General features: G+C 62.9%; 11 protein-coding genes. 5 read left to right on the top strand and 6 right to left on the bottom strand.

The features are described 5' to 3' along the window. Positions 1 to 45: 45 nt before the first annotated feature. Complete coding sequence (locus DDQ68_RS07075; RefSeq protein WP_109655671.1) at positions 46 to 4098, bottom strand: non-ribosomal peptide synthetase; 4053 nt, start codon at positions 4096 to 4098, stop codon at positions 46 to 48. 19 nt (positions 4099 to 4117) lie between these two features. Between DDQ68_RS07075 and DDQ68_RS23430 the strand changes: the two genes are divergently transcribed. Continuing rightward, positions 4118 to 4339 carry a hypothetical protein gene (locus DDQ68_RS23430; RefSeq protein WP_109655670.1) on the top strand — a complete coding sequence of 74 codons (222 nt, stop codon included), beginning with the start codon at positions 4118 to 4120 and terminating at the stop codon, positions 4337 to 4339. Positions 4340 to 4368: 29 nt separating this feature from the next. Here DDQ68_RS23430 and DDQ68_RS07065 read toward each other — a convergent pair whose 3' ends face one another. From DDQ68_RS07065 to DDQ68_RS07055, 3 genes are all read right to left on the bottom strand, one after another. After that, complete coding sequence (locus DDQ68_RS07065) at positions 4369 to 11088, bottom strand: polyketide synthase (RefSeq protein ID WP_109655669.1); 6720 nt, start codon at positions 11086 to 11088, stop codon at positions 4369 to 4371. A gap of 580 nt (positions 11089 to 11668) precedes the next feature. Continuing rightward, a complete protein-coding gene (locus DDQ68_RS07060) occupies positions 11669 to 12538 on the bottom strand; it encodes a cyanophycinase (RefSeq protein ID WP_109655668.1) in 870 nt (289 codons plus the stop codon). 149 nt (positions 12539 to 12687) lie between these two features. Beyond that, positions 12688 to 14529 (bottom strand): M1 family metallopeptidase, encoded by a 1842-nt coding sequence (locus tag DDQ68_RS07055; RefSeq protein ID WP_109655667.1) that lies wholly within the window; start codon positions 14527 to 14529, stop codon positions 12688 to 12690. A gap of 230 nt (positions 14530 to 14759) precedes the next feature. Between DDQ68_RS07055 and DDQ68_RS07050 the strand changes: the two genes are divergently transcribed. The 3 genes from DDQ68_RS07050 (at position 14760) to DDQ68_RS22660 (ending at position 18312) form a co-directional block, all read left to right on the top strand. After that, positions 14760 to 16538 carry a L,D-transpeptidase family protein gene (locus DDQ68_RS07050; protein ID WP_109655666.1) on the top strand — a complete coding sequence of 593 codons (1779 nt, stop codon included), beginning with the start codon at positions 14760 to 14762 and terminating at the stop codon, positions 16536 to 16538. 274 nt (positions 16539 to 16812) lie between these two features. Beyond that, positions 16813 to 17406 carry a helix-turn-helix domain-containing protein gene (locus DDQ68_RS07045; RefSeq protein ID WP_109655665.1) on the top strand — a complete coding sequence of 198 codons (594 nt, stop codon included), beginning with the start codon at positions 16813 to 16815 and terminating at the stop codon, positions 17404 to 17406. Between the two features lie 729 nt (positions 17407 to 18135). Further along, positions 18136 to 18312, top strand: a complete 177-nt coding sequence (locus DDQ68_RS22660) for a hypothetical protein (protein ID WP_162549912.1) — start codon at positions 18136 to 18138, stop codon at positions 18310 to 18312. A gap of 142 nt (positions 18313 to 18454) precedes the next feature. On the opposite strand, the gene DDQ68_RS07035 is transcribed toward DDQ68_RS22660, so the two are convergent. Continuing rightward, positions 18455 to 18934 carry a hypothetical protein gene (locus tag DDQ68_RS07035; protein ID WP_109658346.1) on the bottom strand — a complete coding sequence of 160 codons (480 nt, stop codon included), beginning with the start codon at positions 18932 to 18934 and terminating at the stop codon, positions 18455 to 18457. 112 nt (positions 18935 to 19046) lie between these two features. Then, on the bottom strand, positions 19047 to 20546 hold the full coding sequence (locus DDQ68_RS07030) for a DEAD/DEAH box helicase (RefSeq protein WP_170121919.1): 1500 nt from the start codon (positions 20544 to 20546) through the stop codon (positions 19047 to 19049). A gap of 297 nt (positions 20547 to 20843) precedes the next feature. Here DDQ68_RS07030 and DDQ68_RS07025 point away from each other — a divergent pair, with 297 nt between their 5' ends. Then, positions 20844 to 21359, top strand: a complete 516-nt coding sequence (locus DDQ68_RS07025) for an NUDIX domain-containing protein (RefSeq protein WP_109655663.1) — start codon at positions 20844 to 20846, stop codon at positions 21357 to 21359. Positions 21360 to 21641 lie beyond the last annotated feature (282 nt).

Below are 21641 nucleotides of genomic sequence, written 5' to 3'. Positions count from 1 at the left end.
CGCCCAGCAGCTGCTGGGCGGGACTTTTGTGCGTAGCTGCACGGGTTAATTGTAGCCATCCAATACATTCTGCAGGGTATTGGCAATCTCAACGTCGTGTGGTGGAGCAAATAATAAATTGTGTTCGCCGGGAATTTCGCGAATATTAATACCGCCCAGCGCGAGGTTTTTCCAGCCCATGTAATGGGCGTCGTGCATGTAATAAAAAGTCTCTTTCACGCGGAATAAATCGAGGGTTATATCCTGGGGGCTAATAACATAGCAGCGAGCTGCTTGGTCGATTACAGCTTCTACTCTAAGCGGTTGTTGGAAAAATAATTCGTGCTGATTTGCCTCTTTATTTCGGAATCGAAGATAATATTTATCAAAAGCTAACTTGGCCGTGGTGTACCGGTGTTTGAGGATGCCGCGCGGATTTTTACCCAATAATATAACGTTGTGAATCAGCATGCCAACATTGTATTTAAGGCGAAAAAAACGCTTTTTTAAGTTGCTTTTCGCACAATACTCCTCGCCGGCATAAGTATCGAAAACAACAAGTGCTTTAATTTTTTTCCCCGAAGCCGTTAGCTGCCGGGCCATCTCGTAGGCAATAATTCCTCCAAAGGAATAACCGGCCAGTGCGTAGGGCCCCACTGCGTCTCTGCCCACGATGGCGGCCACGTAGTGCGCGGCTATTTCCTCGACCGTGCCCAGGGGCTCGTCGATGCCGTTGAGCCCGCGGGCCTGCAAACCGTACACGGGTTGCTCAGAATCTAGGTTTTTGGCCAGGGCGTTAAATATCAATACGTTCAGTCCGGCCCCGTGCACAATGTAGAGCGGGGTTTTGGTGCCGCCGGGCTTAATAGGCACCAGCGAATCCCAGGTGATGAATTTGCTGTCCAACTCCAGCATCGACGCGATTTTTTCCACCGTCGGGTGCTCGAAGAGTGCGGCCAGGGGCAGGCGTTTGCCGGTTTCCTGGGCCAGCTGTGCCATGGCTTGCACGGCAATTAGCGAGTGCCCGCCCAACTCAAAGAAGTCGTCGTATACGCTTACTTTTTCCAGGCCTAGCAGTGGGGCCCAGATGGCGGCTACCATTTTTTCAACGTCGGTGCGCGGGCCGATGTAGCCAACTTTCATGGGGACGGCTTCCGGTTGGCCGGTGCTGGTAGTGGGGGCGGCCAGGCCAGGGTCCGTCAGGCTCGCCAGGGCCAGGCGGTCAATCTTGCCGTTGGCAGTGAGTGGGAAATTAGGCTGGATGGTGAACTTGGCCGGCACCATGTAGGCCGGTAATTGCTTATTCAATAGCTTCTTCCAGGAATTAAGCCGGGTGTCGAGGTCGCTGGGTAGCCAGTTGTCGTCGGCGAGAACGTGGGCGTGCAGGTGGGCCTGGGGGGTGTTGGGGGCCCCCGCCACCACCACGGCGGCCTTTATGCCGTCGATGGTGGCCAGGGCGTGTTCGATTTCGCCCAATTCGATGCGGTAACCCCGTAGCTTCACCTGCTGGTCGAGCCGGCCCAGGCACTGCAATTCGCCGCTGGGCAGGAGCCTGCCCAGGTCGCCGGTGCGGTAGAGCAGGGCCCCGGGCGAGACCCCGAAGGGGTTGGCAATGAACCGCTCACGCGTCAGCTCGGGCCTGTGCAGGTAGCCGTTGGTCACCCCGTCGCCCCCGATGAGCAGCTCGCCAACCGTGCCGGGTTTCACGGCGCGCAGGTTTTCGTCGACGACGTAGAACTGGGTGTTGGCGATGGGGTGGCCGATGGTGATGGGTGCGGCCGGGTCGGTAATTTGTTTGACTGCCGACCAAATGGTGGTTTCGGTGGGGCCGTACAAATTCCACAGCGATTGGCAAAGGGGCACCAACTGCCGGGCTAGCCCGGCGGGCAGGGCCTCGCCGCCGCACAGGGCCTTGAGGGGCAGCGGGCGGGTCCAGCCGGCGTCCAGCAGCATCTGCCAGGTGGCGGGAGTGGCCTGCATGGCGGTAATGCGCGCGGTTTCGAGCAGTTGCAGCAGCAGGTGGCCGTCGCGGGCCTCGGCGGCCTCCGCCAGTACCACCGTGGCCCCGGCAACGAGCGGCAGGAAGAGCTCCAGGCCAGCAATGTCGAAGGAAATAGTGGTGATAGCCAGGAACTTATTCGCTACCTCCAGGCCCGGTACCTGCTGCATGGCGCATAGGAGGTTGACCACGTTGCGATGCGTGACCTGCACGCCCTTGGGCTGGCCCGTCGAGCCCGACGTGTACAGCACGTAAGCCAGTTGGTCGCTCGTTACGGGTACCGCCGGGGCTTGATCGGAGTAACCGGCCATCGCGACCAGGATTTCTTCCAGTACGAGCGCCTGCGCCGGGGCCCCAAAATCGTGGCGGAGCCGGGCCGAGGCGATGAGCACCCGGGCGTTCGAATCGGCCAGCATGTAGGCGATGCGGTCCGGTGGGTACACCGGGTCGAGGGGCAGGTAGGCGGCCCCGCACTTCACGATGGCCAGCAGCGCTACCAGTAGGTCGGGCGAGCGGTCGGCCACCAGCGCCACAACGTCACCCGGCCGCACGCCCTGCGCCAGCAGGTAGTGGGCAAACCGGTTGGCCCGGCCATCGAGCTGCTGGTAAGATACTTCGGTGGAGCCGCATTGCACAGCGGTTTTGGTGGGCGTGGCCCGGGCCTGGGCCGTCACCAGCTGGTGCAGGGTTTGGGTGGCGGGGTAGGGCTGGGCCGTGGCGTTCAGGGCGGAGTAGGCCGGGGCCAGGGGGGCGCGCAGGTCCTGAAGTTTAACGCCCGGGTTTTCGGCCACTTCGGTGAGCAACTGCTCGAAGCGGGCCATCAGCTGGTCGATGGTAGCCGGCTCAAACAGGGCGGCGTTGTACGACCATTCCACGGTCATTGCTGCCTCCGAGCCGCTGGCGTTGACGAATAACTCGAAGTTTTCGTAGGCGCGGGGCAGGCTGGTGAGCTGGTGGGTGAGGCCGTGGAAAGCCACCGCGTCGCCCAAGCCCAGGTCAATGTTGAACACCACCGGCACCAGCGGCAGCCGGCCCCCGCCCCGGGCCACGGGCAACTTTTTGAGCAGGCTGCCGAACGTCAGGTTCTGGTGGTCGTACGCGTCGAAAAGGGCTGTTTTGCGCTGTTTTAGGTAGTCCACGAACCGCAGCTCGCCGGTGGGGCGGCTGCGCAGCGGCAGCAGGTTCACGCAATGGCCCACCAGGCGGGCGGCGCCGAGGGGGGCCTGGCCGGCCGCGGGCAGCCCCACCACCAGGTCGGTTTGGCCGGTGAGCTGGTACAGCAACACCTCAAAGCCAGCCAGTAGCGTGGTCACGAAGCTGCACCCGGCCTTCTGCCCCATTTTCTTGAGGGCCCCCAGCAAAGGGGGGGGCAGCGGGTAGTCCTGGCGGCGGCTGGCATAGGTGCGGGCAGCGGGCCGGGGGAAATCCGTGGGCACGTCGAGCACCGGGACCGCGCCCTGGTACTGCTCCACCCAAAACTGCTTGACGCGCTCGTATTCCGCGCTTTGGTAAAACGCGGCCTGGTCGTCGGCGTAGTCACCGAAGGCGGGCGGGACAGGCAAAAACGGCAGCTTCTGCTGGGCATACGCCGAGTACAACTGGCCCAAATCCTGGAGCATCACGCCGATGGACCACCCATCGCACACGATGTGGTGCGCCGTGAGCGTGAGGCAGTGGTCGGTGGCCGACAGCGCCGCCAGGCTCGCCCGCAGCAGGGGCCCCTCGGTGAGGCTGAATACGTGCTCTGCCTCCATCTGCGCATGCGCAGCCAGCCATTGGCGCTGCTCGGCGGGCGTTTGTTGGGTTAGGTCGTGGTAGGCAAGCGGCAGCGGCTCGGGGGCCAGAATGCAAAGGTGCCGGCCGTCGGCGCTGAAAGTGGCGCGCAGGGCTTCGTGCTGGGCTACCAGCGCATCGAGGGCGCGTTGCAGGGCTGCGCGGTCGAGGGGCCCGGCCAGGCGCAGAGCTACGGCTTCATTGTAGGCGCGGTTAGCATCGTCGCTGCCCAGCAGGTACGCCGCCCAGATCTCGGCCTGGGGTTCGGTAATCGGCGCAATCCGCACAATTTCCGGCCCGGCAAACGGGTCAAAATCAAGAATGTGGCTGGTATCGAGTGCTTCCATAGAGTAACGAGGATAATTTGTGCTGGCCGGCGATTTCTACAATAAAATAAACGATAAATCGATAATTAATATATCAAAAAAAGATATTTATAAAAAATTTATTGATTTAATGGCATCGTGGGGACGCCGGGGCCCCAAGGTTTGGGCCACCGCAACGGCTATTGGCATTCTGAGCTGCCAGAGCACTAGGTACGCATCCTGTGCCCGCACGGCACCACTACTGGTGCAGCTAGAAGCCTAAGCCTTACCAAAGGTTACCGCAATTTCTTATTACAAATCAACCTGGATATATTCTCCAGCTTGCCCATTGGCAATGAACCACGCGGGGTTGCCGTTGCGGTCGCGGCCGAGGCGGGCGCCCGGCGCCGGGGGCTGGTTGAGGCTGAGGGCGGAGCTGTGCGCGGCTGGTACCGGGCCCGGCGCCAAAGCGGCCGAAAAAAAACCGGCTTCCTGCATTTCCCGCACGCTCGCCAGCAGCAAGTCGGCAATCAGCGTCACGTCGGCGTCGGTGTGGGCCTCCGTCATGAAGCACGGGAAACCATCCCAGATGTGCAGGCCTTTTTCGCGCAACAGCGTGAACATGAGCTCGCTGTAGGGAACTTCTTCACGGAATTTAATCTTCCAGAGCGAGCCGAACTGGGCCACGAAAAAGGGCAGCTGCTGCTGCGCGAAGGCCTGATTCAACAAGTCGGCCAGGCGCGTGGCTTTGGCGGTGAGGCCTTGCTGGAGGGCGGGCCCCTGGGCTTTCATGTGCAGCAGTGAGGCCCGGGCCGCGGCCAGGGCCAGCGGGTGCCGCACAAAGGTGCCGGCGAAGTAGGTCACCCCAACTTCGGGCACCGAGTCGTCGCCAAATTGCCAGCCCCCGCCGTCGAGGGCATCCATGAGGGCGCGCTGGCCAGCGATGACGCCGATGGGTAGCCCGCCGCCTACCACCTTGCCATAGGTGGCCAGGTCGGCCTGGATGCCGAACAGGGCCTGGGCCCCGCCGGGGTGCAGGCGGAAGCCGGTGATGATTTCGTCGAAAATAAGTACCGTGCCCGCCGCCGCCGTCACGGCCCGCAGCTGCTGCAAGTACGCCACGGGCTGGAATTCGGGCCGGCGGCTCTGCACGGGCTCCACCAGCACGGCGGCCAGCTCGGACGCCCGTTCGGTGATGATGCGCAGGCTTTCATCGGTGCCGTAGTCGAGGATGAGCATGTTCTGCACGGCCTCCGGCATAATGCCCGCCGCGGCCGGAAACGACTTCAGGGCCTTAGTGCCGCGCACCAGCACTTCGTCGATGATACCGTGGTAGGAACCGGTGAAGGCCACCACCAGCGAGCGGCCCGTGGCGGTGCGGGCGATGCGCATGGCCCCGAGCACGGCCTCTGAGCCGGTGCTGCACAAGGCCACGCGGTCGGCGCCCGTGAATTCGCACACTAAGTCGCTCACTTCGCCGGCCAGCGCGTGCTGGGGCCCCACCTCGTAGCCGCGCTCAATTTGTGCGTGCAGTGCCTCGGCGATGAAGGCCGGCTGGTGGCCAAACATGCACGAGCCGAACCCGTTCAGCACATCGAGGTACTCGTTGCCGTCGAGGTCCCACAGCTTGCTACCCTTCGAGCGGTCGACCACCAGCGGGTACACCAGCTCCTTGGTAAGGGGCCGGAAGCCCGATACCACGCGCGGGTCGGCCATGCGCGCGCGGTGCTGCTGCGTATAGGCTTTGCTGGCCTTGGTTTTCTGGGTGTAGCGCATGGTTAAATCCCGCAAAAAAACCTGCTGCCTACCTGTCAACTGACTGGCCTGCTTCTCGATGCGCGGTGATGCCCCAAAGGGCTTCTTGATTTCCACCGCTTCCTCCGCCGTAATTTGCGGCGTGGCCACCGGGGCCCCGGCCACAGGTACACTGGCCGGAGCCCCGGTGGCAGGCGCGGGGGCCGCCGCGGGCAGCGGGGCTAATGCTGCCATTGGGGTGGCGCCGGTGCCTTGCAAGAGGGCCATTTGCTTGGCCAAAATTTGCAGCTGCTGGGCAATGAGGCCCAGGGCCGAATCAGCACCCGTCTCGGCCAGCGGGGCGAAGGCTACCGGGGCCCCAACCGGGGGAGCGGGTGCCGCAGCTGCAGCAGGCACGGGAACTGGCGCCGGCGCAGGAACTGCGGCCGCGGGCTGGTACGCCGCGGGGGGCAGGGCCTGGTCGAGGTAGTCGGCCAGCTGGTTGGGGGTGGCGTAGCTCTCGTTGAGCTGCCGGAAAGTTATGGGCAGGCCGAACTGCTTCTTGATGGTGAGGGCCAACTGGGTAATCAGCAGCGAGTCGAAGCCGATTTCCAGGAACGTCAGGTCGGGCGAAACGCCGGCCATTTCAATGCCTGAGCTATTCTCCAGCACTTCGCTAAGGGTAGTAAGTAGTATAGATTTTCGCATAGGGATAACCAGAGGAATAAAAGAAACAGGGGCCCCGGCCGCCGAAGCAGCGGGCGGCGCAACGATCGTAATCGGTGGCGCGGCCGCAGGCACCGGAGCCACTGCCGTGGGGGCCAACCAGCAGTGCTTGCGGTCGAACGCGTAAGTGGGCAGTAGTACGCGGCGCGGGTTTCGCCCAGCGTGCACCGCTGCCCAGTCGGGGGCCACACCGCGGAGCCACAGCTGGCCCAGCGCCCCGAGTAGCGCGCGGTATTCGGGATGGGGCCCCGGACCTTTTTTCAGGCTGGCGAGCACGGCGGCCGGCCGGCCGGCCAGCTGCTGCTGGGCCAGGGCGGAGAGCACGTGGCCGGGGCCCACTTCCAACAAAATGGGTTGCTGCTCGGCAAGCAGGGTGTCGAGGGCGGCGGTAAATTGTACGGTTTGCCGCAGGTGGGCGGCCCAGTAGTTGGGGTCGGTGGCCTGGGCGTCGGTCAGCCAGGTGCCGCTGACGGTCGAAACCACTGGTTTTTGGGGCCGGTGCAGTGGCACATTGGCCAGGGCTTGCTGAAACGCTTCCACCGCGGGGTCCATCATGGCCGAGTGGAAGGCATGGCTGGTGGCCAGCACGCGGTTAGGAACGTCCTGCGCGTCAAGCGTCCGGGCGAAGCACGCCACGGCCTCGGCGGGGCCCGCCACCACGGCCGCGGCCGGGCCGTTCTGGGCCGCTACCGACAGGCCTGCGGGCAACAGCGCGGCGAGCCGGTTGGCCGCCAGCCGCACCGACAGCATGCTGCCGCCGGGCAGCGCGCTCACCAGCCGGCCCCGGGTGGCCACTAGGGCCAGCGCGTCGGCCAGCGAAAATACGCCGGCCAGGTGGGCGGCCACAAATTCGCCCACGCTGTGGCCGCAGTAGCCGGTGGGCACCACGCCCCAGCTGGCCCACAGCCGCGCCAAGGCGTATTCGGTCACGAATAGCGCCGGCTGGGCGTAGCGGGTGTCGCGCAGGCGGGCTTCCGCGGCCGCATTGTCGGGCTCGGCAAACAGCACCGCGCGCAGGTCGGTGGGCAGGTGGGGGCCCAGCAAGGCGGCGCACTCGTCCACCGCCGCGCGGTAGGCGGGCTCGTGGTCGTACAGCTCGCGGCCCATGCCCACGTACTGCGCGCCCTGGCCCGGAAACAGGAAAAACAAGTCGCCCGGGGCCGCGGCCAGGGCCCCAGCGGTGCCGGCCGCGGCCGGCGCCTGGAGTTGCGCCCGCAGCTCGGGCCCATCGGCGGCAATGGCAAACCGGCGGTGCTCAAAGGGGGCCCGGGTGGTGGGCAGCGTGAAGGCCACGTCGGCCAGCACCGGCGCGTCGGGCACGGCCAGCGCGTCGGCCAGGCGCTGAGCATAGGCCTCGCGGCTGGCGGTCGATTTGGCCGACCACACCACTAGCTCGGCCGGGCGCGCCGGGGCGGGGGCCCCTGGAGCGTCGGCTGGGGGCCCCGCTTCTTCTACTATTACGTGCACGTTGGTGCCGCCCACGCCAAACGAGCTGACGCCCGCCCGCCGGGGCCCCGCGCCCGCGGGCCAGTCGGCCAAAGCGGTGTTTACAAAAAACGGGCTGTTGGCGAAGTCGATGAGCGAGTTGGGGACGGCGTAGCCCAGCGAGGCCGGAATTTGCCGGTGGTGCAGGGCCAGGGCGGTTTTGATGAAGCCGGCCACACCGGCGGCGGCCGTTAGGTGGCCCATGTTGCTCTTGATGGAGCCGAGGGCGCAAAACTGTCGTTCGGCCTGTTCGCCAAACGCGCTGATCAAGCCCTCCATTTCGATGGGGTCGCCGACGGGCGTGGCCGTGCCGTGGGCCTCCACGTAGCTGAGGGTGGCCGGGGCCACACCTGCGTCGGCCAGGGCCATGCGGATGGCGCCGGCCTGCCCGTCGGCGTTGGGGGCCGTGAAGCTGCCCTTACCGCCGCCGTCGTTGTTCACACCCACGCCCTTGATGACGGCGTAAATCGTGTCGCCGTCGCGGCGGGCGGCGGCGGCATCTTTCAGCACCACCACCCCGGCCCCGTCGCTGAACACGGTGCCCCGGGCGTTGGCGTCGAACGGGCGGCAGTGGCCGTCGGCGCTCAGCATCGAGCCTTCCTGGTACAGGTGGCCGCTGCGCACGGGCGCCGTGATGCTGGTCCCGCCCGCTAGCGCCACCTCGCACTGCCCGCTGCGGATGCTCTGCACCGCCTGGGCAATGGCCAGCAGCGAGGTGGAGCAGGCCGAATGCACGCTCACCGCCGGGCCTTTAAGGTCGAGCTGGTAGGCGGTGCGGGTGGCAATATAGTCCTTTTCGTTGGCCAGCATCACTTGCACGCTGCCCACCTGCTCGACGTGGTCTGGGTTGGCCAGCACGTTGTTCAGGAAATACGTATTGTAGCCGCATCCGGCAAAGACCCCCACACGGCCGGCGTAGTGCGTGGGCAGGTGGCCGGTTTGCTCCAGGGCTTCCCAGGCGATTTCCAGAAAAATACGGTGCTGCGGGTCCATGGCCTCGGCCAGCTTTGGCGTGAGGCCGAAAAAGCCGGCGTCAAACTGGTCGGCTTGGTCGATGATACCCCGCGCCGGCACGTAGGCCGGGTCGTTCCTGAGCGCTTCGGGAACGGACGAATCAATCTTATCGAGGGTGAAAAAACGGATGGTTTCGCGGCCGTTTTTAAGTACCTCCCATAACTCCTCAATAGTATTGGCTCCTGGAAAGCGCCCCGCCATGCCGATCACCGCGATATCGGTTAAGTTGGAGTTGGTCTTATGGGTAAGCGCCCGAAAGAGGCTGGGAGCCCCATCGGCTTGGCCGAAGTAGGGTGCCAGGCTAGCCACAGTGGGGTACTGGTACAGCTTTGTAATGGGCAGCACGTAGCTAAACCTGGCTTTCAGGTCCGTCACCGTGCGTTGGGCCAGCAGCGAGTTGCCGCCCAACTCAAAAAAGTTGTCGTCCAGCCCGATTTTATCTATTTGGAGCAATGCGGCCCAAACGCTGGCCACGGCTTTTTCGACGACGGTAACTGGGTTACGGTAAATCACGCCAAGATCGGGCCGGTTTGCATCGGGCTTGGGCAAAGCGCTTCGGTCAATCTTGCCACTGGGCGTTTCTGGTAACCGGTCGAGTCCTATGATGTGCGCCGGCACCATAAAGGCGGGTAGCCGTTGCGTGAGGGCGCGGCGCAAGTCGGCCAAGTCAGCCGCGTTAGGGCCGGTGGCCACGTAGGCCACTAAGCGTTGCTGACCTGGTACGTCCTCACGAACCACCGCTACGGCTTGCCGTACGCCGGGCTGCTGGGCCAGGGCTAACTCAATTTCGCCCAATTCAACTCGGTAACCCCGAATCTTAACCTGGCCGTCTCGCCGGCCGCTGAACTCAAGCGCGCCGTCGGGCAGGTAGCGGCCTAGATCCCCAGTGCGGTACAGTATGACGCTGCCTTTCTGCGGATGCTGCCACTGGATGAACCGCTCGGCCGTTCGTTCGGGCTGGTTCAGGTAGCCAGCGGCCAGGCAAATTCCGGTGATGCTGATCTCGCCGAGTGCGCCGTTGGGCGCGGGCTGCCCTTCTTCGTCCAAAATAAAGATCTCGGTGCCAGCAATAGATTTGCCAATGTTCGGCAAAACCGGCCAGTTCTGTGGGTCGCCAGTGAGCCGGTGCTCAGTTACCCAAACGGTAGCCTCGGTGGGCCCGTAGCCGATCATTAGCGTACAGGCGGGCATAGCCGCAAAAAAACGGGTAATGAGGGGGGTAAGGCGGATTACTTCGCTCCCCGTGATGACTTCTCTTAGCGCAGTTGGGTAACAGCTTTCGGCGTCGGCTGCCTCGGCAAGGTACTGGAGTGCTCCGTAGGGAAGGAATGCCCGATTGATGCCAGCATCAATAAGGAAACGCAGTAATTGATTGGAGTCAAGCCGAACTGCGTCAGAGAGTGGGTAGACGGTGCCGCCCGTTACCAGCGGCACAAAAATCTCTTGAAACGACACATCAAAGCTTAACGGGCTAAACAGGGAACTATTTACCCCCGGCTGGGCGACTCCATGTGCCAATTGGCAACGCAAAAAATTAACCGCGCTCTCGTGCCGCACTTGTACGCCTTTAGGCTTTCCTGTCGAGCCGGAAGTGTAAAGTACGCAGGCAAGGGGACCCGGTCGCGCGATGAGTCGGCTGGAGAAATCCGCGCTAGTAAGAGCCGAAATAACTTGTAGGCCGTGGCTTTCCATCACCGACACGTCATCGCCCGACGCTAAACCAAAACGAATTCCGGAATCAGTGATAATTTGTTGTAAGCGCGCCGCTGGATACCCTGGGTCGAGCGGTAAGTAGGCTTTGCCCGATTTTAAAATGGCCAGTACCCTAACAATTAGGTCTAAGTCGCGCGTGCTGCTGATACCAATCAGTCCGGCATCTGGAGCTTCGCGTAATAGGGTTTGGCTAAGCGCTTCCGCTTGATCGTTTAACTGTTGATAAGTAAGGGCTTGATTACCAAACACTACGGCTGGTCTGTCGGCATATGTAGCGGCTGCTTGCTCGACCAAACGGTGGACCAACTCAGGGCCCTGAGCTTCGTTCGTAACCAACCCGCCAACGAGAATAGCATCCATAATTAATATTATTGCCGGATAAAATTTGCTTTAAGAGCGGTAGTTTGAAAATGTGGTACGTACTGAATAAGGCGGTGGTTCGAAGCGGGGTGATGTTCTGCTTTTAGCTATTTGCGCGTTCTAATAAAAACCTCTTTAATCGAGCTAAAAAAGCGAAAAACAGTATGTCGAGAACCAGAATTAAATGCCGAAACTATCCCGCTTTGGACCACTGCCCTAAATAAAGTGCAACACTTTATCCGAATAGGTTATTGGTACGCAGGTAATAATATAAAAGTAATGCTTGCGGTTTTGTTCTTCTTAACCTAAGCTTGATAATTGAAAAATAAGAATTATATAAAAATATCAGTAATTTTTTTTGTGGTTAGTTCCAGCATTTAACGAAGAATCGGACGGGCATGCTGGATTTGTCTCACCTTACAAAAAAGAGCCGTTTGTCGGTCCCTGGCACATTAAGGGGCTGATGCCGAGACCTTAGTAATCCGTCAAATCCTCGCCTACCTACACAAGAACGAACATTTCAATGGTTAAATATAGAGAATAACGACATGAAATAAAAATTCCCCATGTCCCAGCATACTCAGGAGGCTTGGCTGGGGTAGAATTTCCGTTCCTCTATGTGGTACACGTTGCCTTTAGCCAGCACGTGCATGGTGAGGTTTTCGATGGAAAGGGCCGTGCCTTTTTTGGCGGCGGCGGCGTTGTTGTGCACCACGTTGTGGCCGTCGAGGATGATGACGAGGTTGGAGCCGATGGTTTCGACCATGTTGCCGCCGGTGATGAGCACGCCGGTGTCTTCGCCCAGGCCGATGCCGATGAGCTTGGGGTAGAGGCTCACGGCCTCGATGAGGCGGCCGAAGCGGCCGCGCTTCACAAAGTGCGAATCGATGACGGCGGTGGTGAGCAAGCCCAGGCCGGGGCCCATCTTCACGGCGCCCTTGAGCAGGGCGTCGGGCACGGAGCCGCCCCGGATCATATGCTGCGACATGGCCATGGCCCCGGCGCTGGTGCCGGCAATCACGAAGTGGGTTTCGGCGCGGTAGCGGCGCACCATGGCGTCGAGGAAGTCGGTTTCGCCGAACATCTCGCGCAGGCGGCCCTGGTTACCGCCCGAAAACATTACCACATCGGCGGCCAGCAGGCGGTCGAGGTACTCGGGCTGGCGGGCGTCCGCCGGGGTGCGGATATCCATAATGCCCACGTTATGGCAATTGAGCATGGCGAAGGAAGCCGTGTAGATGGGCCCCACTTCCTGTGGAATCATAGAGGCCGTGGTGATGACCTCAATGCGCGGATCATCTTTGCCCGACTCGGACACGACGCGCTTGAGGATGCCCAGCTCGAAAAAATTCAGGTAGTACTTACGGCGGGTGCGGGGGTTGGGGTAGGTGCCCTTGTCTTCGTTGCCGCCGATGGCGATGAGCTTGCCCAGGGGATGAGTGGTTTTCAACGGAATGCTAAAATCTAAACTGCGGGAAAAAAAAACAACCTGAGCCAGGGCCCCGGGTTGGGCGGAGCCCCGGCAAAAGTCGGGCCGCCGCGGCCATTGGTACGTAAGAAGGGTGGGCCCCGCCGCGGCTACCTATATATAAGGTATGGCTAACCCGCCGCGCCCGCGCCCACCGCCGGTTCTTCGGCTAGCAGCGCGTCGAGGGTGGTGGTGGCCACAGCGTGGTAGTTGGGCCGGGCGACGGCGTACAGGCGGCGGGCGCGGGCGGGGCCCCCGGCCGTGGCTAGTAGCGCTTGGTACAAGGGCACGATGAACTTGCGCCGCCCCACGCGGAGCAGGAAGTTTTCCAGCGCTACGTCGGCGGCGCCGTAGCCGGCCCGTACGGTGTGCGGAAACCAGGCCGCCAAAAGTTCGGCGTTGCCCGACGCCGTAAAGTGGAACGCGTCGTCGAGGGCCCCGAGGCCTTCCGGCCCGAGGGTGGGCGGGAGGCCGCCGAGAAAGTGCACCCACTCGTGGCTGCTCCACCCGGCGGTGGGCGGGGCCAGGGCGGCCGGCGCGGTGCCGGCGGCAAGCTGAGCCAGGGCTCCGTCCACGTCTGCGAAGCGGGCGGCCACCACGGATACCGCCGCCGCGGGCAGGCCGGGGCCGTCGACCCAGGCGGCCAGCTCGACCGCCGCTTCGAGGCTGGGCGTGGCGTCGAATAGGGCAGTGCGCAGGTACGCAACGAAGGCGTCGGTGTCCATCGCCTGGAAGCTGAAGCGGGCGAAGTACTTCTTAATAAAAGCGTCGAGGCGGGGGCGGCCCACCCGGGCCTCCAGGGCCAGCAGCAGGGCGCACCCTTTCTCGTAGGCAATTTCGGTGAGGCCGTCGTCGGGGTCGCGGCCGGCCAGGTGCAGGCGCAGGTGGGTGTCGGGGCTGGTGGGGCCCAGCGCGGCAATGGTGTGGGCGAGGGCCGCGCGGCCCAGCACCTGGAGCATGTCGGCGTAGGGCCGGCCGTACAATTGTTCCATAATGCGGCGCTCGAAATACACCGTGAAGCCCTCATTCAGCCAGAAATCATTCCACGTTACATTTGTAACTAGATTACCGCTCCACGAGTGCGCCAGCTCGTGGGCCACCAGGCTCGTCAGGCTGCGGTCGCCGGCCAGAATAGTAGGTGTTACAAATGTTAACCGTGGGTTTTCCATGCCTCCGAACGGAAAGCTGGGCGGCAGCACCAGCAAATCGTAGCGCTCCCAGCGGTAGGGCCCGTAGAGCTGCTCGGCCGTGGCCACCATCTGCTCCAGGTCGGCAAACTCGTAGGTGGCCGCTGCCAGTGTGGCCGGCTCGGCGTACACGCCAGTGCGTCCGCTGAGCGGGGCAAATGCGAGGTCGCCCACGGCCAGCGCCATTAAGTAAGCCGGGATGGGCTGGGCCATTCGGAAGCGGTAGGTGCCGCTGGGGTCGAGGCGCTGCGGGTTCTCGGCGCTCATCAGCGCCAGTAGGTGGGGCGGCACGCGCACGGTGGCATCGTAGGTAAAGCGGATGCCAGGCGAGTCCTGGCACGGCAGCCAGGTGCGCGCCAGGATGGCCTGCGACTGCGTGAAGAGGAACGGCTCAGTGCCGGCCGTTTGCCCCGGCGCCAGCCACTGCAAGGCCGCCGCGCCGGGCCCCGTGCGGTAGCGAATGGTGACGGCCACCGTGCCCGGCGGCAGGGCAATGCGCAGGGCCTGGCCGAGCACGGGATCGTCGGGGCCCAGGTCCCAGGCAAGGGCGGAGCCCCCGGCGTGGGGCCCCGCGGCCACGGCCTCGATGGCCAGGCCGCGGGCGTCAAGCACCAGCGCATCGGCTGCCCCGGCGGGCTGGGCCAGGTGCCAGGTGGCGGTGCCGGCCAGGGTGCGGGCGGCGAAGTCAACGGTGAGGTCGAGGGCCAGGTGGCGCACCCGGGCTGGGCCGGTGCCGGCGCGGCTGTGGGGGTCGGGGGCGGGCGGGGGTAGGGAGGCGGGGGGCATGGCGGTGGTAGAAGGAGAGCGCCCGGGGCCCGGGGTTTCCCCCGGCCGGGCCCTGCAAAAGTACGCGGCCCGCCTAGCCGTTTTGGCCCCAGACGTGCAAAGCAGGTCGGCATACCGTAACTTGCGCTGGCACGTGGTGGCTTAGGGGGGGCCACAATCCCGCCACGCGCCGGCCAGTACAACGGCCCATCTGTCGTTTTTCCCGACGGGCCCCGGGCCCTGTCTTCTTCATGCCTTTCGTTCGCCGTTCCCTTTTTGCGTATTTTCTGGTGCTGCTCGGCGGCTGGCTGGGCGCAGCGCTGCTGAGCGGCTGCGGCTCCGACAAGCCGGAGCAAGCTGCCAGTACCGCCGCGCCGGCCGCCGGCGTGAGCGGCCCGCAGCCGCTGCTCGACAGCGCCTACGTGGCGCGCGCTCTGGGGGCGGTGCCTCAGTTCCGGGCCCAGCTGCCGTGGGCGGAGAAGTTCTACCGCGAGCGGCAGTACCGCCTGGGGTGGTTTAAAGACCACCAGCTGGTGCCACAAGCCACGCAGCTGCTGCAAACCATCGCCAAAGCCGCTGATGAGGGCCTGGACCCCCGCAAGTACCAGGTAAAGGACTTGGCTAAGTTGTTCAGCGCGTTGAAGGTAGCGCCCGATGAAGCCCACCGCGACGCGCTGGAACAAGAGACTGACGTGGCGTTGTCGGGCACCTACTTCGTGTGGGCGTCCGATTTCTACCGCGGTGTGGCCAATCCGCACGACGCCAAGAACACCGCCTGGCAGGTGAAGCCCAACAAAATCAAGCTCCACAAAGCCCTGCTCACGTACCTCGGCGACCGCAAAAGCAAGTACGGCTACTATGAGTTTGCGCCCCTGCACCCCGAATACAACAACCTGAAAAAAGCCCTGGCCGCCTACCGCACCCGCGAGGCCGCAGGGGGCTGGCCAGCGCTGCCAACAGGCTTGGCCCTGCGTCCGGGGCAGGCTTCGCCGGCCGTGTCGGCGCTGCGCCAGCGCCTGCTGGGGGCCCCGGATGACACCGCTGCCCACGCCTCGCCGGTGTACGACAAGGCCTTGGTGAGCGCCGTGAAAGCCTTCCAAAACGACGCCGGCCTGCGGCCCGACGGCGTGGTGAGCGGGGCCACGCTGCGCGAGCTGAACGTACCTATTGGCCAGCGCATCGACCAAATTTTGCTGAACATGGAGCGCTGGCGCTGGCTCCCCAAAAAATTTGAGGCCGATTATTTATTGGTCAACATTCCGGAGTACCGGCTGCGCGTGGTGGAGAACGGGCAGGAGGCGCTGACCATGCGCGTCATCGTGGGCAAGACCCTTACGGCCACCCCGATTTTCAGCGACAAGATGGAGTACGTGGTGCTGGCCCCCTACTGGTACGTGCCCTTCAGCATCGTCGACAAGGAGCTGAAAAATAAGCTGGCTGCCAACCCCCGCTACCTCGACCGCCTCGACATGGAAGTGGTGAAGGGCTACGGCCGCAAGGCCACCGTCATCGACCCCGGCACCATCGACTGGGCCAACGTGACGCAGGCCAATTTCAGGTACACGGTGCGCCGCCGCCCGGGGCCCAAAAACGACTTGGGCAACGTTAAATTTATCTTCCCGAACTCGAACGATGTGTACCTGCACGACACGCCCCATGGTGAGCTGTTTTCGCAGGTCAGCCGCAACTTCAGCCACGGCTGCGTGCGGGTAGAGGAGCCCATGAAGCTGGCCGCGTACCTGCTGCGCGACAAGCCTGAATGGGACGAACAGACCATCCTCGATACCGTGGCCACCCACCGCGAGAAGTACATCACGCTCACCAAAAAGCTGCCCGTGTACCTCGTCTACCTCACGGCCTGGGCCGATGCCGAAGGCCACGCCCACTTCCGCGACGACATCTACGGCCACGACAAAGCCCTGGCGTTAGAGCTGTTTGACAAACCCGCCGGACCTGCCCCGGTGCGGGTTGCCACCCGCCCACAGCCGGCTAAAACGGCTGCCCTGGCCGCCAGCGCGAAGCGTGATTAGTACCCGCGCCAGGCCGATAAAATTTTCGCATTGCCCACAAAAAAGGCCCGGTTGCTTCGGCAAGCCGGGCCTTTTTTGTGGGCAACGAAACCCGGCCAGCCAAGCGCTAAGGCCTCAGGGAAGCGCGAAGCCCTGTTTACACTTGTAATTACAAGTGTAAACAGGATAGATATTTGTCGTTATGGTGCATAATTGTAAACAATCAGGAGTGAGAAGCTTTGGTTCGGGACAATGATTTATTTGTCGCACATTTGTAAATAAATCACAAGCTTACATGGTCGACCGGATTCGGGCGCTGTTACTGGCCCGGCAGCTGAGCCCTACGCAATTCGCGGATGCCATTGGCGTGGCTCGGCCCATCGTGAGCCACATTTTATCGGGCCGTAACAAGCCTAGCCTGGAGGTGGTCCAGAAGGTGCTGGCCGCCTTCCCCGACCTCTCAATGTCCTGGTTGCTGAGCGGCACGGGCCCCATGCTGGCCACCGACGCGGAGCCCACCACCCCCGAAATTACCCTGGAAGCCGTTCCGGCTGCGTCCCGCGTGCCCGTCCCGCGCCGCCCTGTGGCCCCCATGCCAGAAGTTGTGGCGCCAGGGGCCCCTGCTCTGGAGGCCCCTGCGCCGGTCCCAGAAACTGTGCTGGCCGCGGTGCCCGCCGTTGCCCTTGCGCCCACCATGCCCGCACCCGTCCTTGGAGCTACTGGCTTGGCTGGCCCGGCTGAGGTAGCCGGAGCCGCGGCCAGCGCCGTGGCGGCGCCGGCGGGGAATATCCCGCCCGAGCTGGCGCTGTTTGCTGAACCAGGGAAAGTGATTCGGCGCATCGTCATCTTCTACCGCGACGGCACTTTTGCGGATTACCAGCCGGAATAAGCAGCGCCACTGGGGCCCCGGTGACGCTGGTGCATTGCGCCGTGTGGGTGCTGGCCAGTGCCGTTGCTCGTGCATACAACCCTATGGGCAGGGAATGAAAATTTCTACTGATAATACAATTTGTCAGTAGCTGCCGTCCTGTTGGATAAGTAGAGATTGACCGATCGTTTTGGGTTAGTATAAAACGTTTGGTCCTTGCACTGTACCGTCCTGTATTGCGGGGTACTGCTAGGATGCTTAGTGGTATCAAACCGAGAATTTATTGGGTGTATAAATGCCTGTAAATCAGAATTAAATTAGTTACTAATATAATCGTTAGGTGAAGTCATTATTATTGCCTTTGGCAACTTAATATAGTGTTTTCATTTTGCCTTTTAGTTGGTGCTTAAAAGATGGTCCTATATTTTGTACTCGAACTCGTACTAAGCCTTTTGGTGAAAAAGACAACTTTAAAAAAGTCATTTTCTAGTGATTCGTTTGTATCGCCGCTGCTAAGCAAATGAGCCTTGGGGCCCCTGGATTTTCCCTTGTGCAAGGCCTGCGGTGCACGCGGTATACGGGGGTAGGTAATGCTTGCATGGCCAGGAGGCTGTTGCCACTCGTTGTTTCTGTGCGCCAGAAATGGTTGCCAAATGTTATCAGTTGAACGGGCTCTGTTGCGTGCGGTACTTGGGGATATACGGTATGGCTCAGGTTGGCGGTTTGGTGCCCCTTAGCTATCTTCGTACCATGAAATCGACCCGAGTCATTGCCTTGCTGGCCACCAGCGCAGTTTTGTTCCTGACCGCCTCCTGCTCTCAGGCCCCCGACGCGGAGAAAGACCCTAACGCCGATGCTGCCTACAAGCGTGCCAACCGGACCGAGATGTACCGCAAGGCCCAGGCGAGCGACGTGACCCGCAACTAAGCTGTCGGCACTAGTCACCCGTTGCCCGTGGTCCGGAACCCATTGCCCGACCACGGGCAGCTTCCTTAATCTTTGAGCGCAAAAAAGCCCCCGCCAATTTTAATTGGCGGGGGCTTTTTGCGTGCGGTGGTGTGCGGGGCCCCTAGTTGGCCACTAGCACTAGCTGCGGAGCCGTGGCGAAGCTGGGCAGGGTTATGCCGGCCAGTAGCTGCTGCTCCAGCAGATCAGCCCAGGTGCGCAGGTATAGCACCACGTCGTCGCGCTGGTTGTGGCGCAACTGGTCGCGGCGCTCGAACGGGATGGCCCCCCGGATGGCCGGGTCGGCGAGGCGTTCGAGGTGGGTAAGGTCAGTGCGGGTGAAACCCAGGGCCAGCATCTCGTCGATGGTGGCGTCTATGGGCAGGCCGCTGGTGGGGCAGTAATCGATGAGCTGGCGCTCCCAGTCGCCGTAGCGCTGCATGGCTCGGGCGTGGATCTCGCCCTTGGTCAGCTTCGTGACGGTTTGGGCCAGGTGGCCGCAGTTGCAGCTGCCCATGTGGCCCCATTGGTAGGGGGCCTGGGTGGCGAGGCGTTGGGCCGTGCTGCGCAGGGCCTGAATAACGGAAAGCGAGGTGGTGGCCATAACGGGTGCGAATGACGAGGTACTGGTCTGAAAAAGCAAAACGGGCCGGAAAAAGTTTTCCGGCCCGTTCAAGAAAATCAATAGTTAGCCGCTGAGCCAGCGGCAGCCAGCCCTAATATGAGTTGCGGCGCGTGCCACCGCCCTCGCGGCGGCCGCCATCGCGCCCACCGCCGTCGCCGGCTTGCACGCGCTGGCCACCGCTGCCGAAGCGGCGGTTGGCATCGCCGCCGCTGCCTGCGGCTGGCGCGGCTGCCCGGCTGCCGCCCGCGGGCCGGTTGCTGGTGGCCGACGACGACCGCTCGCCGCCGCCGGACCGCTCGCCGCTGGAGCGGCCGCCGCCGCCGTGGCTACCGCCGGAGCGGCCGCCACCGCTGCTACCGTCGCGGCTGGGGCGCTGGGGCCGGCCCGCGGGGCCCTTGGGCCGGATGATGCGCTCGCGGCCGTTCAGCTCCACTGGGCGCACGTGCGCCGTGGTGTAGGGGTGGTCGGTGGCCAGGTCAATCTGGCGGTTGATGAGTTTCTGGATATCCTGCAAGTAGGCGCGCTCCTCGTCTTCCACAAACGAGAAGGCCGTGCCGAAGGCCCCGGCGCGGCCCGTGCGGCCGATGCGGTGCACGTAGGTTTCGGGCTCGTTGGGGATTTCGTAGTTGATGACGTGCGTCAGCTCGTCTACGTCGATGCCGCGGGCGGCAATGTCGGTGGCCACCAGCACGCGGGTGCTGCCAGCCTTGAAGTTCGACAGGGCCCGCTGGCGGTGGTTCTGGCTCTTGTTGCCGTGGATGGCCTCGGCCGGAATCTGGTACTGGGCCAGGGCCTTCACCACCTTGTCGGCGCCATGCTTGGTGCGGGTGAAGACGAGCACGCGGCGAATTTCTTTGTCCTCCAGCACGTGGCGGAGCAGGGCGGGCTTGTTGTTGCCTTCCACCAAAAACACCGATTGCGTCACCGTTTCGGCGGTGCTGCTCACCGGTGTCACGGCCACGCGCACCGGGTTGGGGCGCAGGATGGTGCTGGCCAGCTCCTGGATCTGGCCCGGCATGGTGGCTGAGAAAAACAGCGTCTGGCGCTTGGCGGGCAGCTTGGGCAGGATGCGCTTGATGTCGTTGATGAAGCCCATGTCGAGCATGCGGTCGGCTTCGTCAAGCACGAAAATCTCCACCCCACGCAGGTCCACGAAGCCCTGGTTCATGAGGTCGAGCAGGCGGCCGGGGGTGGCGATGAGCACCTCCACGCCGCGCTGCAACTGCGCCACCTGGGGGTTTTGGCCCACGCCGCCGAAAATAACGGTGTGGCGAATCTGGCTCAGGTGGCGGCCGTAGGCCCCAAACGATTCGTTGATCTGGATGGCCAGCTCGCGCGTTGGCGTCAGCACGAGGCAGCGGATGCGGCGGGGGGCCTGCTTTTCGAGCTGCGCCGAGCGGTGCAGCAGTTGCAGGATGGGCACGGTGAAAGCCGCGGTCTTGCCGGTGCCGGTCTGGGCCACGCCCAGCAGGTCGTGGCCTTCGAGCACCTGCGGGATGGCCTGCGCTTGGATAGGGGTGGGGGTGGTGTAGCCTTCCTCGGTCAGGGCCTTGAGGATGGGGTCAATCAGGTTTAATTCGCTAAACGTCATAAAGGGGGTTGGGTGCGCGAAACTAGGTATCGGGTTGAGGGGCAGCGGCTCAGGAGGAGCCGCCGGTGGGGCCTGGCGAAGTAGCACAGGCGGGCATGGCCGCGCTGGATGGCCAGGCGCGTGCGGGGGTGGCGGCTCGTCGGAGGCCGCCGCATTCCCTGAAACAGGAGAAGTTGGGGTGAGGTGCGCTTACTTGCGGAGGCAGCCGAGGCGCGGGGCTTTGCCCGGCACAGCCGGGCGGCGGGCTGCTCCGACGGCGGCCCTGGTTTAGACAAAGGTACAACACAGCTTCCCCCCATGCAGATTACCGACCGCAAGCGCGTCTTTAACGGCCACTACAAGATTGACGAGCTGGCCGTGCGGGCCCCCAACGGCCAGGAGTTCACCCGCGAGCAATTCATCTTCGGCAACGCCGTGGCGGCGCTGGTCTTCGATACCGCGCGCCAGCTCTACATCTTCACCCGGCAGTTCCGCTACGGCCCCGAGCGCGAGGTGCTGGAAATTGCGGCCGGCATGATTGACCACGACGACACGCCCGATGCCACCGTGCGCCGCGAAATCCACGAAGAGCTGGGCTACGAGGTCGACATGCTCACCCACATCGCCACTGTGTACTCTACGCCCGGCGCCAGCACCGAAACCATCGCCATCTACTACGCCGAGGTGAGCCTCCAAACGGGCCCCGGCGGCGGCGTGGCCGGCGAAAACGAATACATCAAAATCGTCACCCTGGATTGGGACACCCTCCTCGCCGAGCCCTTCCAGGACGCCAAAACCCTGGTGGCCGTGCAGTGGGCCCGGCTGCAACGGTAGCGGGTGCTATATAGGTGGCTCCTGGTTGGATGCACCTGTGGTAACCAAGATGCGTGCTGTTAACGAGCTGGTGTCAAATATCTTATCCAAATTTAAATCTAGATATATGTACGGCACCAATCTACTCATTATCCGTTATTTTTCGGGAAGGGGCTGTGTGGTAGGATGATTTGCTGAACGATACTGTATATTGACCTGGAAGCATCTCTAATCAGAAAAAATAATAACGCTATTAAGTAGATAGAGTAGTAAATTCGAGTCTTTTTATTTGCCGTACTAGTG

The organism is Hymenobacter nivis, assembly GCF_003149515.1.
Lineage (GTDB): Bacteria > Bacteroidota > Bacteroidia > Cytophagales > Hymenobacteraceae > Hymenobacter > Hymenobacter nivis.
Note: the sequence above shows the minus strand (reverse complement) of the source record. Positions and strands in the feature narration are given on the sequence as shown.

Coding starts and splice junctions, on each gene's coding strand:
- DDQ68_RS07075 (WP_109655671.1), bottom strand. CDS start 4,098: ATGGAAGCACTCGATACCAGCCACATTCTTGATTTTGACCCGTTTGCC.
- DDQ68_RS22660 (WP_162549912.1), top strand. CDS start 18,136: ATGAAATCGACCCGAGTCATTGCCTTGCTGGCCACCAGCGCAGTTTTG.
- DDQ68_RS07045 (WP_109655665.1), top strand. CDS start 16,813: ATGGTCGACCGGATTCGGGCGCTGTTACTGGCCCGGCAGCTGAGCCCT.
- DDQ68_RS07065 (WP_109655669.1), bottom strand. CDS start 11,088: ATGGATGCTATTCTCGTTGGCGGGTTGGTTACGAACGAAGCTCAGGGC.
- DDQ68_RS07035 (WP_109658346.1), bottom strand. CDS start 18,934: ATGGCCACCACCTCGCTTTCCGTTATTCAGGCCCTGCGCAGCACGGCC.
- DDQ68_RS07025 (WP_109655663.1), top strand. CDS start 20,844: ATGCAGATTACCGACCGCAAGCGCGTCTTTAACGGCCACTACAAGATT.
- DDQ68_RS07030 (WP_170121919.1), bottom strand. CDS start 20,546: ATGACGTTTAGCGAATTAAACCTGATTGACCCCATCCTCAAGGCCCTG.
- DDQ68_RS07055 (WP_109655667.1), bottom strand. CDS start 14,529: ATGCCCCCCGCCTCCCTACCCCCGCCCGCCCCCGACCCCCACAGCCGC.
- DDQ68_RS07050 (WP_109655666.1), top strand. CDS start 14,760: ATGCCTTTCGTTCGCCGTTCCCTTTTTGCGTATTTTCTGGTGCTGCTC.